General features: G+C 72.4%; 20 protein-coding genes. 10 read left to right on the top strand and 10 right to left on the bottom strand.

What is annotated here, in order from left to right; translation table 11 throughout:
• Positions 1-156 precede the first annotated feature (156 nt).
• Together IO40_RS0105770 and IO40_RS0105775 are read right to left on the bottom strand one after the other, a co-directional pair.
• The gene (locus IO40_RS0105770; RefSeq protein ID WP_016468844.1) at positions 157-528 is read right to left on the bottom strand and encodes a hypothetical protein; all 372 of its coding nucleotides are present in this window, start codon (positions 526-528) and stop codon (positions 157-159) included.
• Between the two features lie 14 nt (positions 529-542).
• Entirely contained in the window at positions 543-1,802 is a 1,260-nt protein-coding gene (locus IO40_RS0105775; protein ID WP_031025720.1) for a helix-turn-helix transcriptional regulator, read from the bottom strand.
• Between the two features lie 207 nt (positions 1,803-2,009).
• Here IO40_RS0105775 and IO40_RS0105780 point away from each other — a divergent pair, with 207 nt between their 5' ends.
• From IO40_RS0105780 to IO40_RS0105790, 3 genes are all read left to right on the top strand, one after another.
• Complete coding sequence (locus IO40_RS0105780; protein WP_016468846.1) at positions 2,010-2,441, top strand: ATP-binding protein; 432 nt, start codon at positions 2,010-2,012, stop codon at positions 2,439-2,441.
• 86 nt (positions 2,442-2,527) lie between these two features.
• Positions 2,528-3,061, top strand: a complete 534-nt coding sequence (locus IO40_RS0105785) for a class IV adenylate cyclase (protein WP_016468847.1) — start codon at positions 2,528-2,530, stop codon at positions 3,059-3,061.
• A 61-nt stretch (positions 3,062-3,122) separates the two neighbouring features.
• The gene (locus tag IO40_RS0105790; RefSeq protein ID WP_016468848.1) at positions 3,123-4,235 is read left to right on the top strand and encodes a radical SAM protein; all 1,113 of its coding nucleotides are present in this window, start codon (positions 3,123-3,125) and stop codon (positions 4,233-4,235) included.
• A gap of 32 nt (positions 4,236-4,267) precedes the next feature.
• On the opposite strand, the gene IO40_RS0105795 is transcribed toward IO40_RS0105790, so the two are convergent.
• The 4 genes from IO40_RS0105795 to cutA all read right to left on the bottom strand — a co-directional run bounded on the left by IO40_RS0105795 (position 4,268) and on the right by cutA (position 9,372).
• Entirely contained in the window at positions 4,268-6,010 is a 1,743-nt protein-coding gene (locus tag IO40_RS0105795; RefSeq protein WP_016468849.1) for a pyruvate dehydrogenase, read from the bottom strand.
• An 86-nt stretch (positions 6,011-6,096) separates the two neighbouring features.
• Complete coding sequence (locus IO40_RS0105800; RefSeq protein WP_030406545.1) at positions 6,097-7,416, bottom strand: NAD(P)/FAD-dependent oxidoreductase; 1,320 nt, start codon at positions 7,414-7,416, stop codon at positions 6,097-6,099.
• A gap of 208 nt (positions 7,417-7,624) precedes the next feature.
• The gene (locus tag IO40_RS0105805) at positions 7,625-9,010 is read right to left on the bottom strand and encodes a deoxyguanosinetriphosphate triphosphohydrolase (protein ID WP_031174970.1); all 1,386 of its coding nucleotides are present in this window, start codon (positions 9,008-9,010) and stop codon (positions 7,625-7,627) included.
• A 29-nt stretch (positions 9,011-9,039) separates the two neighbouring features.
• Entirely contained in the window at positions 9,040-9,372 is a 333-nt protein-coding gene (gene cutA, locus IO40_RS0105810; protein WP_016468852.1) for a divalent-cation tolerance protein CutA, read from the bottom strand.
• A gap of 475 nt (positions 9,373-9,847) precedes the next feature.
• Between cutA and IO40_RS0105815 the strand changes: the two genes are divergently transcribed.
• Positions 9,848-10,240 (top strand): VOC family protein, encoded by a 393-nt coding sequence (locus tag IO40_RS0105815; protein WP_016468854.1) that lies wholly within the window; start codon positions 9,848-9,850, stop codon positions 10,238-10,240.
• Here the strand turns inward: IO40_RS0105815 and IO40_RS0105820 are convergent.
• The gene (locus tag IO40_RS0105820; protein WP_234336544.1) at positions 10,237-10,962 is read right to left on the bottom strand and encodes an AraC family transcriptional regulator; all 726 of its coding nucleotides are present in this window, start codon (positions 10,960-10,962) and stop codon (positions 10,237-10,239) included. The genes IO40_RS0105815 and IO40_RS0105820 overlap by 4 nt on opposite strands.
• A gap of 83 nt (positions 10,963-11,045) precedes the next feature.
• Complete coding sequence (locus IO40_RS0105825) at positions 11,046-12,026, bottom strand: AraC family transcriptional regulator (RefSeq protein ID WP_016468856.1); 981 nt, start codon at positions 12,024-12,026, stop codon at positions 11,046-11,048.
• Between the two features lie 159 nt (positions 12,027-12,185).
• On the opposite strand from IO40_RS0105825, the gene IO40_RS0105830 reads away from it, so the two are divergent.
• A complete protein-coding gene (locus IO40_RS0105830; protein ID WP_030406541.1) occupies positions 12,186-12,509 on the top strand; it encodes a cupin domain-containing protein in 324 nt (107 codons plus the stop codon).
• 70 nt (positions 12,510-12,579) lie between these two features.
• Here the strand turns inward: IO40_RS0105830 and aroQ are convergent, their stop codons facing one another.
• Positions 12,580-13,092, bottom strand: coding sequence for a type II 3-dehydroquinate dehydratase (gene aroQ / locus IO40_RS0105835; RefSeq protein WP_031174973.1), 513 nt, complete (start codon positions 13,090-13,092; stop codon positions 12,580-12,582).
• A 205-nt stretch (positions 13,093-13,297) separates the two neighbouring features.
• On the opposite strand from aroQ, the gene IO40_RS0105840 reads away from it, so the two are divergent.
• The 4 genes from IO40_RS0105840 (at position 13,298) to trxA (ending at position 15,886) form a co-directional block, all read left to right on the top strand.
• Positions 13,298-14,218, top strand: a complete 921-nt coding sequence (locus IO40_RS0105840; protein WP_016468859.1) for an oxidoreductase — start codon at positions 13,298-13,300, stop codon at positions 14,216-14,218.
• Positions 14,215-14,943: a response regulator gene (locus tag IO40_RS0105845; protein WP_031174974.1), complete on the top strand. Its 729-nt coding sequence runs from the start codon at positions 14,215-14,217 to the stop codon at positions 14,941-14,943. The genes IO40_RS0105840 and IO40_RS0105845 overlap by 4 nt, the downstream gene beginning before the upstream one ends.
• 152 nt (positions 14,944-15,095) lie before the next feature.
• The gene (locus IO40_RS0105850; protein ID WP_041968628.1) at positions 15,096-15,539 is read left to right on the top strand and encodes a MerR family transcriptional regulator; all 444 of its coding nucleotides are present in this window, start codon (positions 15,096-15,098) and stop codon (positions 15,537-15,539) included.
• Positions 15,536-15,886 (top strand): thioredoxin, encoded by a 351-nt coding sequence (gene trxA / locus IO40_RS0105855; protein WP_031174975.1) that lies wholly within the window; start codon positions 15,536-15,538, stop codon positions 15,884-15,886. Before IO40_RS0105850 ends, trxA begins: the two co-directional genes overlap by 4 nt.
• Before the next feature lie 187 nt (positions 15,887-16,073).
• Here the strand turns inward: trxA and ppdK are convergent, their stop codons facing one another.
• Entirely contained in the window at positions 16,074-18,815 is a 2,742-nt protein-coding gene (gene ppdK, locus IO40_RS0105860; RefSeq protein WP_016468863.1) for a pyruvate, phosphate dikinase, read from the bottom strand.
• Between the two features lie 402 nt (positions 18,816-19,217).
• On the opposite strand from ppdK, the gene IO40_RS0105865 reads away from it, so the two are divergent.
• Positions 19,218-19,694, top strand: coding sequence for a gamma-glutamylcyclotransferase family protein (locus IO40_RS0105865; RefSeq protein WP_031174976.1), 477 nt, complete (start codon positions 19,218-19,220; stop codon positions 19,692-19,694).
• The last annotated feature ends 16 nt before the right edge of the window (positions 19,695-19,710 follow it).

The raw sequence follows: 19,710 nt of genomic DNA on the forward strand, positions 1-19,710 counted from the left end.
CAAATCTCCGACCCGCACCGAGGTGAGCCGCGCCATGCACGGCCCCCGGTGCGGTGTCGGGTGGCGGATGGGGCGTCGAGGTTCGGTCTCCAGGCCCTGCGCGTCGCGTCCGAGACGGAAGGGCATCGCCTGCCCCCGATGGGCAGGCGCCGTGGCTCAGCCTGCCGGGATGACGGCTTCGATGGCCTCGAAGATGTCGGAGTCGGTCTCCTTCTGCCAGTCCGGCAGGTCGGCCCAGTCGGCGACATAGCCGGGCTTGGGGTCGCCGAAGTGCTTGTACATCTGGGCGGTCCAGCAGGTGGCGACGAAACGGCCCTTCTGCTCGCGGGTGAGGCGCCTGGCGTGGCCGGCGCTCAGGCCGATGAAGTGGCGCACCTGCTCGTAGACCGCTCCGGCCGCTTGGCGTTCCCAGTCGGGGGTGTCCTCCCAAGGGGTGACGTAGCTTGCCTTCGGCTCCCCCGGGTAGTGCTTGCCGACTCCCGCGATCCAGGTCTCCCGGAACAGCCGGGCGCCCTCGGTGTCCGTCATGCCTGCCCCTCTCCTCACGTCGCCTGAAGGTTGCCGATGTCGGCGGCCAGCTCGGACACCCGGCGATCGTGACCGTATGCCCCGAGACCGTCCCGCAGCGTCCGGAGTCTACGGGCGACGTAGCCCGAGCCCGACTGCCGTGCGAGCCGGAGCGCCTCGCGGCCGTGGATCACCACTTGCTCCGCGTCGTGCCGTTCGGCACCGATCAGCGCGAGGTCGACCAGGACGGAGCCCCGGCGACGGTAGGAAGATCCTTCGGCCAGAGCCGTGGAACCGAGCGCGCTTCTCAGCACCTCCTCCGCGAGATCGAACCGTCCGAGCTGGACGAAGCGTGCTCCCCGTTCCTCGGCGAGGCGGGAGCCGTCGAAGCGGAGCCACCCGCCGTTGTGGACAGGCCCGGACAGATCGGCGACCTTCTCGGCTTCATCAAGGGCGCGTCGGCACGCGTCGAGATCGCCCAAACTCGCGTGGGCCTCGGCCTGGACGGAGGCGACCCAGTAGCGGGTGGAGAGGCCGGGATCGCCGCGCGAGGCGATGGTGCGGGCGACGTCCAGGGTCTCGGCGGCTTCCGCGAAGTGCTGCTCGGACATGTCCACGTACGCGTGCCGTACGAGCGCGCAGGCCCACAGGTCGAAGGCGTCCGCGCTGTCGCTGGCGGACGCGGCCACGGTGTAGGCCGCGGCGGCGTCCGTGTACCGGTTGCTGTCGAAGGCCAGCTCGCCGGAGAGCTGGAAGAGGTCTCCGGCTGCTTCACACATCTCACCGGCGTGCCGGCCGGCCGAGCGGGACTTCAGGGCGTCGGCGAGCGCGTCGAGCTGGCCTTGGACCACTTCATGGACGGAACGCTTGGAGCGGGCCAGTTGGTAGACCTGCCAAAGGTGTGCGTTCATACGCCGGTAGTCGTCGGCCGAACCACGCTCGACTGCTTCCGCGAGGTCGTCGGCCGCCTCGGTTCCCAGCGCGGTCAGGGCTCCGGACACCGTGAGCAGGCGCAGGAACTTGCGTCGGATCATGTCGTCGGATTCACCTGAACCGTGAACGGGACGGGACGGGGGCTTCGTCGGCTGTGCGTCGTGCGCCGGCCGTCGGGCCAGCATCGTGCCGAGTTCGGTGATGTCCAAGCGCAGGAGTTCGGCCATCTTCGGCCGGTGAACACATTCGGGCGTTGTCTCACCGCGTTCCCAACGGCTGACCGTTGTGCGGTCGACACCGAGCGCATGGGCGAATTTCTCCTGACTGTAGCCCATGGCCTTTCGCCGTTCGGACAACCGCATGGCGCTCTCCTTCCCCCGTGACCGGGGCCTTACCCGCTGTGCCGCCTCATGCGTCGAAGGTGCCTCAAGGCTGCCGCATGGATGCCGTGGTCCGCAGCGATCTGTGGCGGTTGGCTGGAGTTCTCAAGCATGACCGGCTCCTGCGACCGCCCCCGAACGCTGGGAAGAGGCCGCTCCGGCGAGCGTCTGTCCCGGAGGGAAGACCCCATGACCATCACTGCCGCTGACACGATGTCGATCGGCCTGCCGGAGCACAGCCGGACGTTTCCGCGCGTTCCGGAGTCCGCCGGTCTCGCCCGAGACCTGGCCGTCACGGCTTTGCGCGCATGGCGCCTGGAACCTCTGTTGCACGACACCACGCTGGTCGCATCCGAACTGGTCGCGAACGCTGTGCAGCATGGCTCGGGCCGCTTCCTCGTCTTCGGCGTCGAGCGGTCCTCGCGGTTCCGCGTGCGTGTCCACGTGACGGATCAGTCCCGCGTCCGGCCTGTGCTGCGGTGCCCGAACGACGAGGAGACGAGGGGCAGGGGGCTGCGCCTGGTGTCCGCCTTCGCGGTTGTCTGGGGCATCGATGTACACACGCGCGGCAAGACCGTGTGGGCGGACCTGGCCGGGACCGGAGACATGAACCGTCCCTGAGAAAACCCCTTTGAGCGAATGGCTGCTCAGTCCCGCACACCTGCGAGGCTTCCCATTCGCGCCCGTCAGAAAGGAAGTCAGCACCTATGCACGTCGTCGAATACGAGGCCAAGGTCCTGGGGATCGACCCGGAGGCGATGGCCGAACGCATCACGTCCACGGGCGGCGTCTTCCTCGGCGAGCGGCTGATGCGCCGCTACGTCTACGACCCGGTCCCTCCGAGGAAAGGCCGCTGGGTCAGGCTGCGGGACTCGGGCGGTGCGGTGACGCTGTGCGTCAAGACGATCAGCTCGGACGCGATCGACGGCACCCAGGAGACCGAGACGACCGTCGGCTCCTTCGAGGACACCCATGCCCTCCTCGGCCTCATGGGACTCACACACCGCTCCTACCAGGAGAACCGCCGAAGCTCCTGGTCCCTGGACGGCGTACGCCTGGAGATCGACACCTGGCCGCGCATCCCTCCCTATCTGGAGATCGAGGGCGACGACGAGGCACAGGTCCGGCACACCGCCGAACGTCTCGGCATCCCCGAGTCCGAGCTGACCAGCGAGAACACCCAGAAGATCTACGCCCGCCACGGCATCGACCTCGACACGATCGCCGAGCTGCGCTTCTGACCAGATCCCACACCGCCGGCCGGGACCCCCTCCGTCCCGGCCGGACACGGAAGGCGGAACGATGCACGACCCCCACGAGGTGCCCGTCACGGTCGTTCCCGACCGGACCCTGCGAGTAAAGATCATCGACGCGTGCGGGATGGCCTGTACCTTCTGCCACAACGAAGGCACCCCCGTCACCGCCGACAACGCGGACCGCCCATCCGATGCCTTCACCGGCACGCCCGGCCGCTCCGGCAGGGTCTCGATCTACCTGGCCACCAACAGGGCCGGCTTCCTGTCCCAGCGCATCCCCGCCGATGCGGACTTCGCCCTCGCCCTGGCCGCTGTCCGCGGCAGCCTCCCGATCAACGAGGTCCACTTCACCGGCGGTGAACCCACCCTCCACCCCGACCTGCCCGGCCTGGTCCGAATCGCCCGCCGACTCGACCTGGCCGTCGGGCTCACCTCCAACGGCGAGAACGGGGCCTCCGTACTCCCCGCGTGTGCCGAGGCCGGGCTGGACCGCATCAACCTGTCCGTCTTCGGCACCACCCCCGAAGAACTCGCCGCCGTCCAAGCACCCCGCCTCGCCTCACCCCGCCTGGCCGCCCGCAAGCTCGACGCCCTCGCACGCACCATCGAGACCGCCTGCCGGCACGGAGTGAAGGTATCGGCCAACATCGTCGTCCCCGACCACGGACACGTCGAGCGGGTGCTGCGAATCGTCGAGGAGTACGGCCACGACGTCGTCGTCCGGATACTGGTGAACCTGGAGGACGACGGCGCCTCCCTCGCAGCCATGCACGAGGTCCTCGCCCGCCTGGGTGCCGTACCCGAGCTGCGCATCATCACTGCCGGAGCCTCCGACCAGCGCACCCGCTACCGCCTCCCGGACGGACGCACCCTCTACGCCAAGAGCATCCGGCCCGTCCGCCTCCCCCACACCTGCACCGGCTGCCGCTTCAACAACGACCGCGACTGCCAGGAGGGCTACTACGGAGTGCGCATGTACCGCGCCAAGGACGGCCCCTTCATGATCGGCGTCTGCATCCAGCGCATGGATCTGTGCCTGCCCCTGGGCGAGTTCGTCATGAGCCAGCGCTGCAACGAAGTCCGGAACTTCCGCGACGACGAAGCCGCACGCCTCACCGCCCTCCACCGTGCCCCCGGCCGGGAGCCGGGGCGGAGGTGAGCGGTGGCGGACGCTGCTGCGGCGGGTGTTGCCTACGGCCGGGGGATGTTGCGGAGGTTGGAGCGGGCCATCTGGACCATGCGGCCGACGCCGCCGTCCAGGACCGTCTTGCCCGCCGAGAGGGCGAAGCCGCTCACCTGCTCGCGGGTGATCTTCGGGGGGAGGGAGAGGGCGTGCGGGTCGGTCACCACGTCGATCAGTGCGGGTCCCTTGTGCTTGAGCACGTCCCGCAGGGCGCCCCGCAGGTGCTTGGGCTTCTCGACGCGGACGGCGTGGGCGCCGGCCGCCTCGGCGAGGGCCGCGAAGTCGGGGTTGCGGTTGTGCGTGCCGTGCGCCGGCATGCCGTCCACCATCATCTCCAGTTCGACCATGCCGAGCGAGGAGTTGTTGAACAGGACGACCTTCACCGGCAGGTCGTACTGGACGAGGGTGAGGAAGTCGCCCATCAGCATGGCGAAGCCGCCGTCGCCGGACAGGGAGACGACCTGCCGGCTCCGGTCGAGGAACTGGGCGCCGATGGCCTGCGGCAGCGCGTTGGCCATCGAGCCGTGGCTGAACGAGCCGATCACCCGGCGGCGCCCGTTGGGGGTCAGATAGCGGGCCGCCCACACGTTGCACATGCCCGTGTCCACGGTGAAGACCGCGTCGTCGGCGGCCTCCTCGTCCAGGATCGAGGCCACGTACTCGGGGTGGATGGGCACGTGCTTGTCGACCTTGCGGGTGTAGGCGCTGACCACGCCCTCCAGCGCGTCGGCGTGCTTCTTGAGCATCCGGTCGAGGAAGCGGCGGCTGGTCTTGGCCCGCACCCTGGGCGTCAGGCAGCGCAGCGTCTCGCGTACGTCGCCCCACACGGCCAGGTCGAGCTGGGTGCGGCGGCCCAGGTGTTCGGGGCGCACGTCCACCTGGACGATCTTGCAGTTCTTGGGCAGGAACGCGTTGTAGGGGAAGTCGGTGCCCAGCAGGATCAGCAGGTCGCACTCGTGGGTGGCCTCGTAGGCGGCGCCGTAGCCGAGCAGTCCGCTCATGCCCACGTCGTAGGGGTTGTCGTACTGGATCCACTCCTTGCCGCGCAGCGCGTGCCCGACCGGTGACTTGATCCGCTCGGCGAACTCCATGACCTCCGCGTGGGCGCCGGCCGTGCCCGCTCCGCAGAAGAGGGTGATCTTCTCGGCGTCGTCGATCATGCGCACCAGTGCGTCGATCTCCGCGTCACCCGGACGGACCGTGGGCCGTGAGGTGACCAGTGCGTGCTCGACCGGGGTCTCGGGTGCGGGCTCCGACGCCAGATCGCCCGGGAGGGCGACGACGCTGACGCCCTGCTGGCCGACGGCGTGCTGGATGGCCGTCTGGAGCACCCGGGGCATCTGCTGCTCGCTGGAGATCAGCTCGCTGTAGTGGCTGCACTCCACGAACAGCCGCTCGGGGTGGGTCTCCTGGAAGAAGCTGGTGCCGATCTCGCTGCTGGGGATGTGCGAGGCCAGCGCGAGCACGGGCGCCATCGAGCGGTGTGCGTCGAAGAGCCCGTTGATCAGGTGCAGGTTGCCCGGCCCGCAGGAGCCGGCGCACGCGGCGAGCTTCCCGGTGAGCTGTGCCTCGGCTCCGGCGGCGAAGGCCGCCGCCTCCTCGTGGCGGACCTGGATCCAGTCGATGCCCTCGGTGCGCCGTACGGCGTCCACGATCGGGTTGAGGCTGTCCCCCACCACTCCGTACAGGCGCTCGACACCCGAACGCACCAGGGTGTCGACGAACTGCTCGGCCACCGTCTGCTTCGCCATCGCTCACTCGTCCTTCGCTCGCCGCGCGCGGGCGGCGTCGGGGGCAGGGCTACTCGCCCACATATGCCCCGAACGCCGCCGTAACATCACACGGGACCGGCCGCCCCCGGGGTCGCACCCGTCGCGCCGGCCGCTCCCGCCCCGCTGCGGGTGCCCAGGGACTCCAGCGGCACACCCGGATCGGCCAGCGCCTGCGGATCCACCGGCTCACCGGAGCGGATCAGGTCCTGCACCGGCCCGGTGACGTCCCACACGTTGACGTTCATCCCCGCCAGCACCCGGCCCCCGCGCAGCCAGAACGCGATGAACTCGCGCTTGCCCACATCACCCCTGCACACCACCTGGTCGTACGAACCGGGCGGGGCGTAACCCGAGTACTCCATGCCCAGGTCGTACTGGTCGGAGAAGAAGTACGGCACCCGGTCGAAGGAGACGTCCTGGCCCAGCATGGCGCGGGCGGCGGCCGGGCCGCCGTTGAGGGCGTTGGCCCAGTGCTCGACCCGCAGCCGGGTGCCCAGCAGGGGGTGGTCCACGGCGGCGGCGTCCCCGGCCACGAAGATGTCCGGGTCGCTGGTGCGCAGCGAGGCGTCCACCGCGATGCCGCCGACGGGTCCCTGGGCCAGCTCCAGGCCGGCCGCCTCGGCCAGCGCGGTCCGCGGCGCGGCGCCGATGGCGGCGACCACGTCGTGCGCCGGATGCTCGTCGCCGTCGTCGGTGCGCACGCTCTGCACCATGCCGTCGGTGCCGGTGATCTCCGTCAGCCGGGCGCCGAAGTGGAAGCGGACGCCCTTCTCGCGGTGCAGGTCGGCGAAGAGCTCGCCCAGTTCGGGGCCCAGCACGGTGTGCAGCGGCGTCGGCTCCGGCTCGATCACGGTGACCTCCGCGCCGTAGGTGCGCGCGGCGGCGGCCACCTCCAGCCCGATCCAGCCCGCGCCGGCGATCACCAGGTGCCCGTTCTCCTGGCCGAGCGCCGTGAGCACCCCGCGCAGCCGCTCGGCGTGCGCCAGCCGGCGCAGGTGATGGACGCCCGCCAGGTCGGTGCCGGGGATCTCCAGCCGGCGCGGTTCGGCGCCGGTGGCCAGCAGCAGCTTGTCGTAGTGCACCCGGGTGCCGTCCCCCAGCCGCACCGACCGGTCCGCGCGGTCGAGGTGGACGGCGGGCTGCCCCAGGTGCAGTTCGATGTCGGCTCCCGCGTACCAGGCCGGCTCGTGCACGAAGACGCTGCCGCGGTCGTCCTTGCCGGCGAGGTAGCCCTTGGAGAGCGGAGGACGCTCGTAGGGATGGTCGCGCTCGTCGCCGATCAGGATGACGCGGCCGGTGAACCCTTCCGCGCGCAGGGTCTCGGCGGCTTTCGCCCCCGCCAGTCCCCCGCCGACGATGACGAACGTACGGTGTGCGTCGACCACTTGATGCCTCCTCCTAGAAGACGCTGCCCCCTGCGGGCCCAGCTCTCGTCCCCCGTCGTGCACCCGTGAGCGTCCCGCATCCCACCATGCGCCGGAAGAGGCACAGGGCCGCGGGGGACGCCCGGGTGACGTGTGTGCGCCACGACGGGTTCCGTCGCGCGGTGCCGCGCCGCGGGGCCCGCCGCCCCCGCCGCCGGCCGCACCCGGGTCATTGCGGATGCTCCTCCGGCCGGCCGGTGCGAGTCAGCCGGCGGTGGAGGGAGCGGGCCGCGGCGTCGGTGAGGGTGGAGATCCGGTCCACCACCACCCGCAGCCGTGCCGCGTCCCCCGACGCCTGCGCGTACAGGTCGGCGTACTGCGGATCCAGCCCCTCGGGGGCGCGCCGCAGCAGTGCCTCGGCCAGCTCCCGTACGACCACCCGCTGCTCGCCGCGGAGCCGCTCCAGGTCGGGGCGCTGCATCACGTAGCGGTCCACGACGGCCTTGAGGACGGCGCACTCCAGCCGGGCGGGGCGGGGCACGATGAGTTCGGCGGCGTAGCGGGTCAGCGGGCCCGCACCGTAGGCGGCCCGGGTCGCCGCCTCGGCGGTCAGGCAGAAGCGCCCGATGAGCTGGCTGGTGGCGTCCTTGAGCCGGGCCTGGGCCAGCGCGCTGCCGTCGTGGCCGTGCGGCCACCACTCCTGCGCCAGCAGCCGGTCCAGCGCGGCGGCCAGCTCGCCCTCGTCGGCGCCCGGCGCGTAACGGGCGGCGGCACACGCGAAGACCTCCCGGCGCTCCGGTTCGGACAGCAGCAGCCGGGGGTCCAGGTGGCCTGCCCTGATGCCGTCCTCCAGGTCGTGCACCGAGTAGGCCACGTCGTCCGACCAGTCCATGACCTGCGCCTCGAAGCAGGCGCGGCCCTCGGGTGCGCCCCGGCGCAGCCAGTGGAAGACCGGCAGGTCGTCCTCGTAGACGCCGAACTTCCGCGAGGCGGGGCCGTCCGGGTGCGCGCCGCGCCGCCACGGGTACTTGGTGGCCGCGTCCAGCGCGGCCCGGGTGAGGTTGAGGCCGACGTGGGCCTGGCCGCCGGGCTCGTCGGAGAACCGTTTGGGCTCCAGCCGGGTCAGCAGCCGCAGCGACTGCGCGTTGCCCTCGAAACCGCCCGCCGGTGCGGCGATCTCGTCCAGGACGGCCTCACCGTTGTGCCCGAACGGCGGATGCCCCAGGTCGTGCGCGAGACACGCGGTCTCGACCAGATCCGGGTCGCAGCCCAGCGCGGCCCCCAGCTCCCGGCCGACCTGTGCGCACTCCAGGGAGTGCGTCAGCCGGGTGCGCGGCGTCGCGTCCCACCCCGGGGCCTCGGTGTCCGGGGCGACGAGCTGGGTCTTGCCCGCGAGCCTGCGCAGCGCCGCCGAGTGCAGGACGCGGGCCCGGTCCCGCTGGAAGGCGGTACGGCCCGGCCGCTTGTCCGGCTCCGGCACCCAGCGCTCGATGTCGGACGGCGCGTAGGGCGGTCCCTGCGGGCCGTCCGAGCCGTCCGGGCAGCCCGGCCCGTGCGGGTCTCCGCCGTGCGGGGCTCCGCCCTGTGGGATGTCGGTGCCGTTGGTGGCGTGCATACGCCCGACGGTAACCAACCGCCCTGTGGTCACGACGGCTGGGCGGGCCGCGTCTCCTCGGCCACCCAGCGCAGATAGTCGGCGCTGCCGCGCACCACCTCGGTCGCGACGATCTCCGGCACGTCATAGGAGTGGGCCTCGCGCAGGTAGGTCTCCAGCGCCTCGTAGCGCTGCCCGCTCGTCTTGAACAGCACCTGCCACTCGGCGTCCGTCTGCACGGTGCCCTCCCAGCGGTACACGGAGGTGACGGGCCCGCTGATCTGCGCACACGCCGCGACGCGCCGCTCGATCGCCCCGGCGGCGAGCGTCTGGGCTTCTTCCTGGGAACCGGTGGTCGTCAACACGGTGAGGATCTCGGCCATCCGCCCACCGTAGCGGCGGCCGGGCGGGCACGGGAGGCGCGGGCCGCCCGCCGCGCGCGGTCCGCGGCGGTGCAGTTCGTGATCGCGGCCAACGCGGTACGCGAGAGCCGAGCGGTGCGGTACGCGGGTCCCGGGCGTCCGCTGAGCGGGCACATCCCGCCCGGTGGGGTACGTGATCGCACCCGGCACCGCGCACGGGACCGGGCGATGCGGCGCGCGGCCGACGCGGTACGCGGGCCGGGCGGTGCAGGGCGTGATCGCGGCCGACGCGGTATGCGAGAGCCGGGCGATGCGGTACGCGGGGCCGGGCAGTGCGCTGAGCGGTGGCGCCCGACGCTGTGCGTGATCGCACCTCCACAGTGCGCGGGCCCGCCGGGCGGTAAGCGATCGCCGCCGACGCGGCGAAGGCCGGCGGTGCGCCGCGTGGCCGAAACGTTCAAGACCGGGCCGGGCCGCGACTTCTAGCGTGCTCGGCATGACACCTCGACTCGACCTCATCGGCATCGTCACGGCGGACATGGCGGCCTCGCTGGCCTTCTACCGGCGGCTGGGGCTGGACATCCCCGCCACCGCGGACGGCGAACCGCACGTGGAGTTCGCCGGGCCCCAGGGTGTGCGTCTCGCGTGGGACACCGAGGAGACGATCCGGTCGTTCGACGCGGACTGGACCGCCCCGACGCACGGCACCGGACGGGTCGCACTGGCGTTCCTGTGCGACTCCCCGGCGGAAGTGGACAAGCTCTACGGCGAGCTGACGGACGCCGGGTACCCGGGCCGCCGCGCACCGTGGGACGCGCCCTGGGGCCAGCGCTACGCCGTCGTCCACGACCCGGACGGCAACACGGTGGATCTGTTCGCCGCGAACTAACCCCACCCTCGCACCAGTTCGGCCGGTGGTACCCCCGCCAGGGCACGGACCTCGCGGGACAGATGTGCCTGGTCCGCGTAACCGGTGCGCAGCGCCGTCTCGGCCAGCGGCACCCCGGAGGCGGCCATCCGCAGAGCCCGCTGCATCCGCAGCACGCGCGCCAGCGTCTTGGGGCCGTAGCCGAACGCGTCACGGCAGCGGCGGTACAGCTGCCGTTCACTCAGATTGACGTACCGGGCCGTCGGGGCGACGCCCGCGCCGCCCCGCAACCGGGCCACGACCGTCTCCAGCAGCGCAGCGTCCCGCCGGCCGCCGGCCGTTCCGTACCGGCCGGCCAGCCGGACCGCGGCGGCACTCTCCAGCTCCGCGAGCGGGTCCGCGGCCCGGTCGATCCGCTCGCCCATCCGCTCGCCCAGGGTGCGGACGGCCGCCGCCGGCCACAGGGCGTCCAGCGGCACCCGCTGGTCGCGCAGCTGCCATGCCGGGACGCCGAAGACCTCGGGGCCCGCACCGGGCGGCAGCCGCAGCCCGTACACCGGCAGCCCCCGCCGCTCGACGGCCAGATGGGCGCGGGTGTCGGGCCCCGCGACGACCAGTTCGCCGTTCCACAGCAGCAGGTCCATGCAGCCGTCGGGCAGCACCCGCCCGGTGGTGCCCGGCGGCGCGGCGGCACGGGTCCATGCCACGGCGCCGCGCACCCGCGAGGCCCGTTCCTCGTACATGGGCCCCAGCATGCACCGGGGCACCGACAACCGGACGCCGGCCGGTCATCGGACGCCGGCCGGTCATCGGACTCGCCGGGCGGTCAGCGGGCGCCGTGCTCTGCCCGGTAGGCGGCGGGGCTCATACCGCGCAGCCGTTTGAACGCGGTGCTCAGCGCGAAACCGTCCGCATAGCCGACGCGCCGGGCGACGGACGCCAACGTCGCGTCCGGCTCGCGCAGCAGACGGGCGGCCAGGTCGATGCGCCGGCGGGCGAGGTAGGTCATGGGCGGCTCGCCGACCAGTCCGGTGAACCGGCGGGCCAGGCCCGCGCGGGAGACCCCCGCCTCGGCGGCGAGCGAGGCCACCGTCCAGCCGTGGCCGGGATGCTCGTGCAGCAGCCGCAGCGCGACGCCCACCACAGGGTCGCTCTGCGCCCGGTACCACGCGGGCGGCTGTGCCTGCGGGCGGGCGAACCAGGCGCGCAGCACCGAGACCAGCAGCAGGTCGAGCAGCCGGTCGAGCACCAACTGCTGGCCGGGCGCGTCCTTGACGACCTCGGTGGCCACCAGGGGCAGCACGGCGGCGTCCCACTCGCCCTCCCGCAGCACCAGTACGGGCGGCAGCGTGTCCAGCAGCCGTGTGCTCAGGTCACCGTAAAGCTGGTAGTTGCCGCTCAGCAGCACGGTGGGGTCGTCCGCGTCGCGGCCCCAGGTGCGCACCCCCAGGGCGAGCTTCTCGCACATGTCCGTGCCGTCCGGGGTGGTGCAGCAGTCCCCCGGCTGGATCAGCAGTCCGGGCTCGGTCGCCGGGTCGTCGGCGAGCACGTAGGGGGTGGGTCCGCACAGCACCACCACGTCCCCGGGTGCGATCCGCACCGGCTGCGGTGCGGCGGGGTGGAGCACCCAGCCGTCGCCGCGCAGCATGCACGCCAGCGACAGGGGTGCGCCGTCCTGCACCCGTACCGCCCAGGGCGGGGCGAGCACCGCCCGGTGGAAGAGCCCGCCCCTGGCCCGCGCCCCGCTCAGCACCTCGGTGAGGGCCTCGGTCAGCGTGTCACCCGTTTCCGCCTCGGCAGTCGTCACAACGGCAGCCTAGACGCGCGGACATGGGCACAGGCCGCGGACGCAGCAGGGGCCGGTTGCGCCGGGTGCCCGCCCGGCCGGCCCGCGCGGGGTGAATCCGCGCTCCCGCGCGCGGGTCGCCCGGTTTCGTGCGGCGCCGTGCGAGGCACGATGGGACGCATGGATGATGTGACCGCACTGGCAGCCGAGCACCTGGCCCTCGCGAGGAAAGACCCGCACGGCCGCAGCGCGTATCTCTTCCTGCACGACGGACCGCTGAGGCAGTCCGTCATCGCGCTGACGCAGGGGTCGTCCCTGGAGGAGCACAACACGCCTCCGGCGGCGAGCATCCACGTCCTCCAGGGCAGTGTCCGGCTCACCGAGGGCACCGCCGACCAGGACATCCCGGCCGGATGCGTCCAGCGCGTCCCGCCGCTGCGGCACGGGGTCCTCGCGCTGGAGGACGCCGTTTTCATCCTCACGGCGGTGACGGGCACCGACTGACGGCACGGACACCGACCGCACCACGACGGCCGGCGGGCGCCTCCGGGTGGGCGCGCCCGCCGGCCGTCCGTCACCGTGCCGCGCGCGCCTCGCGCCACTCGGCGATCCGGTGCAGCACCGAGCGCAGCGCCAGTTCGTAGCCGAAGATGCCGTGTCCGGAGACCATGCCCTGGCACACCGGCGCCGTCACCGAGGTGTGCCGGAAGGCCTCCCGGGCGTGCACGTTGGAGATGTGCACCTCCACGCACGGGATGCCCAGCCCGGTGACGGCCTCCAGGGCGTCGCGCAGCGCGTAGCTGTAGTGCGCGTAGGCGCCCGGGTTGAAGACGATGCCGTCGTCGCTGCCGCGGGTGGCGTGGATCAGGTCGATGAGCGCGCCCTCGCTGTTGCTCTGGGCGCAGTGCACCTCGGCGCCGAGTTCCCGGCCGAGGGCGGCGGTGCGCTCCTCCACGTCCTTGAGGGTGGTGCTGCCGTAGGTGTCGCGGTCGCGCTCGCCCAGCAGATTGAGGTTGGGCCCGTGCAGCAGCAGCACGCGCGGCGGCGCGGCGGCCGGACCGGCCGCCGAGGGGGAATTCGTGTTCATGGGGGCAGCCTAGGGCCCCGCCGGGCCCGGCTTCCGACGACCACGGCTCCCGGTCGCCGGCGGGTGGGCGCGGCTCTCGACCGGTCGGGCGGGGGCCGCTAGCCTCCGCACGAGAGGCAGCGGCCCGTGGACGAGGTGCCGCCGGGTCCGCGGTGTGCGAGCTGCCGCCGGTGGCGGCCCGACGAGGCGAGGAGCAGGGCGAGCGATGGGCTGGACAGCGCGGAACATCCCCGACCAGGCCGGCCGCACGGCGGTGGTGACCGGCGCCAACAGCGGCATCGGCTTCGTGACGGCCCTGGAGCTGGCCCGGCGGGGTGCCCGTGTCGTGCTGGCCTGCCGCGACAAGGAGCGGGGGCGTGCGGCGCGGGACCGGCTGGTGCGGCAGCTTCCCGAGGCCGGGCCGCGGTGCGAGCTGCGGCTGCTGGACCTGGGCGATCTGTCGTCGGTGCGCGCGTTCGCCGGGGAGCTGCCCGACGAGCGGGTGGATGTGCTGGTCAACAACGCCGGGGTGATGGCGCTGCCGTACGGCCGGACCGCGGACGGTTTCGAGACGCAGTTCGGCATCAACCATCTGGGGCACTTCGCCCTCACCGGGCTGCTGCTGGACCGGCTGCTGGCCGCCCCCGCGCCCCGGGTGGTGACCGTCTCCAGCGGTCTGCACGCGCTGGCCAACATCGACATGAACGACCTCAACAGCGAACGGTCCTACCGCCGCTGGCTGGCCTACGGCCGTTCCAAGACGGCGAATCTGCTCTTCACGCACGAGCTGGCGCGCAGACTGGCCGACACTCCGCTGGTGGCCGCCGCCGCGCACCCCGGCTACGCGTCCACCAACCTGCTGACGGCGGGGGCCCGGATGGAGGGGAGGCGGGGCGTGGAGCGCGTCATGCGGCTGGGCTCCCGGCTCGTGGCCCAGTCCGCCGAGGCGGGTGCGCTGCCGACGCTGTACGCGGCGACCGCGCCGAGGGTGGCGGCGGACTCGTTCACGGGGCCGCGGTTCCTGGGCTGGCGGGGTGCCCCCGCACCGTCCTGGCGGGCTCCCTGGACGCTCGACGACAGGGCGTCGGCACGGCTGTGGGCGGCTTCCGAGCGGCTGACGGGGGTCGCGTACGGGATTCCGGCGTGATCCGGGTCCTGGTCGTCGACGACGACTTCATGGTGGCCAGGCTGCACAGCACGCTGGTGGGCCGGGTGCCCGGTTTCGAGGTGGCGGGGGTCGCGCACAGCGGCGCCGAGGCGCTGTCGCTGGTCCGCGCACTGGCGCCCGATCTGGTGCTGCTGGATCTGTACCTGCCGGACGTGAGCGGGCTGGAGGTGCTGCGCCGGCTGCGGGGCGACGGTGTGCCGGGCGGCGGCCCGGACGTGCTGGTGGTCACGGCGGCGCGGGACGCGGCGAGCGTCAGGGCGGCGCGGCACGGCGGCGCGGTGCAGTACGTCGTCAAACCGTTCAAGGGACGGCTGCTGACCGAACGGCTGGAGCGGTACGCGCAGGAGCGGCGCGAGTTCGAGGCGCTGACGGCGCCCGGCCAGGAGGAGCTGGACCGAGTCTTCTCGGGCGGCGGCACGGGCACCCCGCAGGGCGGAGGGGCGGCACCGGACGGTCCTGTCACCACCCGGTCCCGGCCGCTGCCCAAGGGGCTGACCGAGCAGACGGCCGCCCTGGTGCGGGCCACGCTCGACGCCGTCCCGCCGGAGCTGGGGCTGTCCGCCTCCGAGTGCGCCGGACGCAGCGGCCTGTCCCGGGTGAGTGCCCGCCGCTATCTGGAGCATTTCGTGGCCACGGGCACGGCGCGGGTGACGTTGCGGTACGGCACGACGGGCCGGCCGGAGCGCCGCTACCACCCGCTGTGATCCGGCACCGGGCATGCGGCGCATGGTGCCCGGAACACCGTTGCCTTGACGTCCACGTCAGGCCCTAGCGTGCGACGCACCGTCGGGGCACTCCGGTGGCACAGTGACCGGAGGGAGCCGCGGTGCTGGACGTTCGGGAAGGGGTGGGCCTGGTGCGGATCGGTGAGCTGGCCGAGCGGGCGGGTACGACCACGCGGACCTTGCGCTACTACGAGGCGCGGGGCCTGCTGACGGCGGCGCGGGACGCACAGGGGCACCGGGTCTTCACCGAGGACGACCTGCGGGTGCTGCGGCAGATCAGGACGCTGCGGGAGCACGGGTTCGACCTGGAGGAGACCCGCCCGTTCGTGGAGTGTCTGCGGGCGGGCCATCCGGCGGGCGACGCGTGCCCCGACTCGCTGGAGGTCTACCGCCGCAAACTCGCCGAACTGGACGCCTGCATCGCGGATCTGCGCTCCGTACGGGACGAGGTCGGCGCACGGCTGGCCCGCGCGGAGGCCGAGGCCGGCGCGGGCCGGGGGGCGGAGCCCCGCTGTGCGCTGACGTGGCCGGCGGCCGTACCGCCGCACGCGACCGAAGAGGAGACACCCGCATGACGATGACCGCACAGTCCACCGCCCCGCTGCCCGAGGTGACCGATGCGACGTTCGCCGAGGAGGTGCTGCGTTCGCCGGTGCCGGTGCTGGTGGACTTCACCGCCGCCTGGTGCCCGCCGTGCCGGATGGTCGCCCCGGTGCTGGCCCGGATCGCCGAGGAGCGTCGGGGCGCGCTCAAGGTGGTCTCGCTGGACGTGGACCGCAACCCCGCCACGCAGGCCGCCTACGCGGTGCTGTCGATGCCGACGCTGATGCTCTTCCGGGCCGGGGAGCCGGCCCGGGTGGTGGTGGGCGCCCGCCCCAAGCGCCGTCTGGAGGAGGAGCTGGGCCTGGACCAACCACGCTGACCCGTACGGGCACCGCGGACCGCTGCGGGCACCACTGACCGCGCGGGCACCGAGGCTTCCCCGCGCGGGCTCCGAAAGGGTGGAGGCGGCACCCCCGCACGGGTGCCGCCTCCTGGTGGCCGGGCGCCGTCCGCGGGTGAGGGTGGAAGGGCGGACGGTGCCCGGCGGGGTGGTGAGGGCCGGTGGGTTACTCCGCGCTCTGCTGCGCCGCCGCGCGGCCTGCCTCCAGGCGGGCCACGGGGATGCGGAAGGGGGAGCAGGAGACGTAGTCGAGGCCGACCTCGTGGAAGAAGTGCACGGACTCCGGGTCGCCGCCGTGTTCGCCGCAGACGCCGAGCTTGAGGTCGGGCCGGGTGGCCCGGCCGGCCTCGGCGGCGCTGCGCACCAGCGAGCCGACGCCGTCCTTGTCGATGGTCTCGAACGGGGAGACGCCGAAGATTCCTTTCTCCAGGTAGGCCGTGAAGAAGCTGGCCTCGACGTCGTCGCGGCTGAACGCCCAGACGGTCTGGGTCAGGTCGTTGGTGCCGAAGGAGAAGAAGTCGGCGCACTCGGCGATCTGGCCGGCCGTCAGCGCGGCGCGCGGCAGCTCGATCATCGTGCCGAGGCTGAGCCCGAGTTCGACGCCGCGTTCGCGTTCGACCTCGGCGATGACCTGCTCGGCCTCCTCGCGGACGATCTCCAGCTCCTGGACGGTGCCCACCAGCGGAATCATGATCTCCGCGCGGGGGTCGCCGCCGTTGGCCCGGCGTTCGGCGGCGGCCTCGGCGATGGCGCGGATCTGCATGGTGAACAGGCCGGGGATGACCAGCCCGAGGCGGACGCCGCGCAGCCCGAGCATGGGGTTCTGCTCGTGCAGCCGGTGGACGGCCTGGAGGAGGCGCAGGTCGTTCTCGTTGGCGTCCTTGCGGGACTCGGCGAGTGCGACGCGCACCGACAGCTCGGTGATGTCGGGCAGGAACTCGTGCAGCGGCGGGTCCAGGAGCCGCACGGTGACCGGCAGCCCGTCCATGGACTCGAACAGCTCGACGAAGTCGCCCTTCTGGAGCGGCAGCAGCGCGCCGAGGGCCTGGTCGCGTTCGTCGTCGGTGTCGGCGAGGATGAGCCGCTCGACCAGTTCGCGCCGCTCGCCGAGGAACATGTGCTCGGTGCGGCACAGGCCGATGCCCTGGGCGCCGAAGCGGCGGGCGCGGGCCGCGTCCTCGGCGTTGTCGGCGTTGGCGCGCACCCGGAGCCGGCGGACGCGGTCGGCGTAGGCCATGATCCGGTGGACGGCCTTGACGAGTTCGTCGGCGTCGTCGGCCCCGGCGTGCATCCGGCCCTCGAAGTACTCCACGACCGGGGAGGGCACGACCGGTACCTCACCGGCGTAGACCTTGCCGGTGGAGCCGTCGATGGACAGGACGTCGCCCTCCTCGACGACGCGCCCGTCGGCGGTCTTGAGGCAGCGGCGTTTGGTGTCCACCTCCAGTTCCTCGGCGCCGCACACGCAGGTCTTGCCCATGCCGCGGGCGACGACGGCGGCGTGCGAGGTCTTGCCGCCGCGGGAGGTGAGGATGCCTTCGGCGGCCAGCATCCCGTCGAGGTCGTCGGGGTTGGTCTCGCGGCGGACGAGGATGACCTTCTCACCCGAGCGGGACCACTTGATGGCGGTGTAGGAGTCGAAGACGGCCTTGCCGACGGCGGCACCGGGCGAGGCGGCGATGCCCCAGCCGATCTGGTCGGCGCCCTTGACGCCTCCGTTGGAGTCGAAGCGGGGGAACATCAGCTGGGCGAGCTGGTTGCCGTTGACGCGGCGCAGTGCCTCGGCCTCGTCGATCAGGCCCTGGTCCACGAGCTGGGTGGCGATGCGGAACGCGGCGGCTGCGGTGCGCTTGCCGACCCGGGTCTGGAGCATCCACAGTTTGCCGCGCTCGATCGTGAACTCGATGTCGCACAGGTCCCGGTAGTGGTTCTCCAGCGTCTCCATGATCTGCATGAGCTGGTCGTAGGACGCCTTGTCGAGCTGTTCGAGGTCGGCGAGCGGCACGGTGTTGCGGATGCCGGCCACGACGTCCTCGCCCTGCGCGTTCTGGAGGTAGTCGCCGTAGACGCCCTGCTGGCCGCTGGCGGGGTCGCGGGTGAAGGCGACGCCGGTGCCAGAGTCGGGGCCGAGGTTGCCGAAGACCATCGAGCAGATGTTGACGGCGGTGCCCAGGTCGTGCGGGATGCGTTCCTGGCGCCGGTAGAGGCGGGCGCGGCTGCCGTTCCACGAGTCGAAGACCGCGCGGATGGCCAGGTCCATCTGTTCGCGCGGGTCCTGCGGGAAGTCCCGGCCGGTCTCCTCGGAGACGATGTTCTTGAACTTGTGGACGAGTTCCTTCAGGTCGTCTGCCGTCAGGTCCACGTCGGTGGCGGCGCCGCGCGCGGTCTTGGCCTCCTCCAGCGTCTCGGAGAAGCGCTCGCCGTGGATGCCGAGGACGGTGTCGCCGAACATCTGGATGAGGCGCCGGTAGGAGTCCCAGGCGAAGCGCTCGTCGCCGGACTGGGCGGCCAGCCCGTGCACGGACTCGTCGGAAAGGCCGATGTTGAGGACGGTGTCCATCATGCCGGGCATGGAGAACTTGGCGCCGGACCGCACCGAGACCAGCAGCGGGTCGTCGGCCTGGCCGAGTTTCTTGCCCATCCGCTCCTCCAGGGCGGCCAGATGGGCGCTCACCTCGTCGCGGAGCGCGGCGGGGACCTGACCGGAGGCCAGGTACGCCTTGCACGCCTCGGTGGTGATGGTGAAGCCCGGAGGGACGGGCAGGCCGAGGTTGGTCATCTCGGCGAGGTTGGCGCCCTTCCCGCCGAGGAGGTCCTTGAGGTCCTTGTTGCCCTCGCTGAAGTCGTAGACGAATTTCCGCTGCTGCGGGTCTACTGATGACTTTGTGTTCTTCGCGTGAACCGGCACCGGACTCGGCTCCTCGTGGTCGGCTGCCCTGACGGCGGGGAGCGTACCCAGATCGAAGGCTTGCGAGTACGTCCATCAGCACGTCACGCGGCCGTAACCACCCATCTGCCGAGAGATCGAAAGTGAACCGCGCTTACGGCTGATTGGGGGTGCCATTCAGAGACCGAACGGAGGATGACGCACAGCCACGCCGCGCGGCTACTTGTTCACGTACGGCGATGCATGCGTACAAGACGGGAACCAAGGCTCGGTAAAACCGGAGGGCGCTCCTTGGAGAACTGCAACTCTCATTTGAGCGCTCACATGAGCGCACCCCTTATCAAGGTGGCGCGAATCACGCGGCCATTCGAGTGAACGTCTCACGATGCGGACAGCGGTCGGGGCGGCAGTACATTGCCCCGCGTGACCGCGCCCCACAGCACCCCCGCCGACCGCCTCGCCCCCGTCGACACCGCCGTCGACGCCCTCTTCGTCTACGGCACCCTGCGCTTCCGCCGCATCCTGACGGCACTTCTCGGCCATGTCCCGCCCGGCACCCCCGCCACCGCCGACGGCTGGCGCACCGCCGCCCTGCGCGGCAGGCCCTACCCCGGCCTGGTCGCCGCCCCGGGCGCCACCGCACACGGGCTGGTGCTGACCGGACTCGGGCCGCGCACCTGGCAGATCCTGGACGCCTTCGAGGACGACGCGTACGTCCTGCGGCCCCTCACCGTCGAACCCGCACCCGCCCACCGCGGCCGGACATGGGCGTACCTGTGGGACGACCCGGCGCAGGTGTGCCCCGGCGACTGGGAGGCCGACGTCTTCGCCGGTGAACTGCTCGACGCGTACGCCACCCGCCTGGAGACGGCCGCACGCATACGGCGCGGCCGGCGGTGACCCCACCGCCGGCCGC

Origin of the sequence: Streptomyces albus subsp. albus (assembly GCF_000725885.1) — a bacterium.
Classification (GTDB): domain Bacteria; phylum Actinomycetota; class Actinomycetes; order Streptomycetales; family Streptomycetaceae; genus Streptomyces; species Streptomyces albus.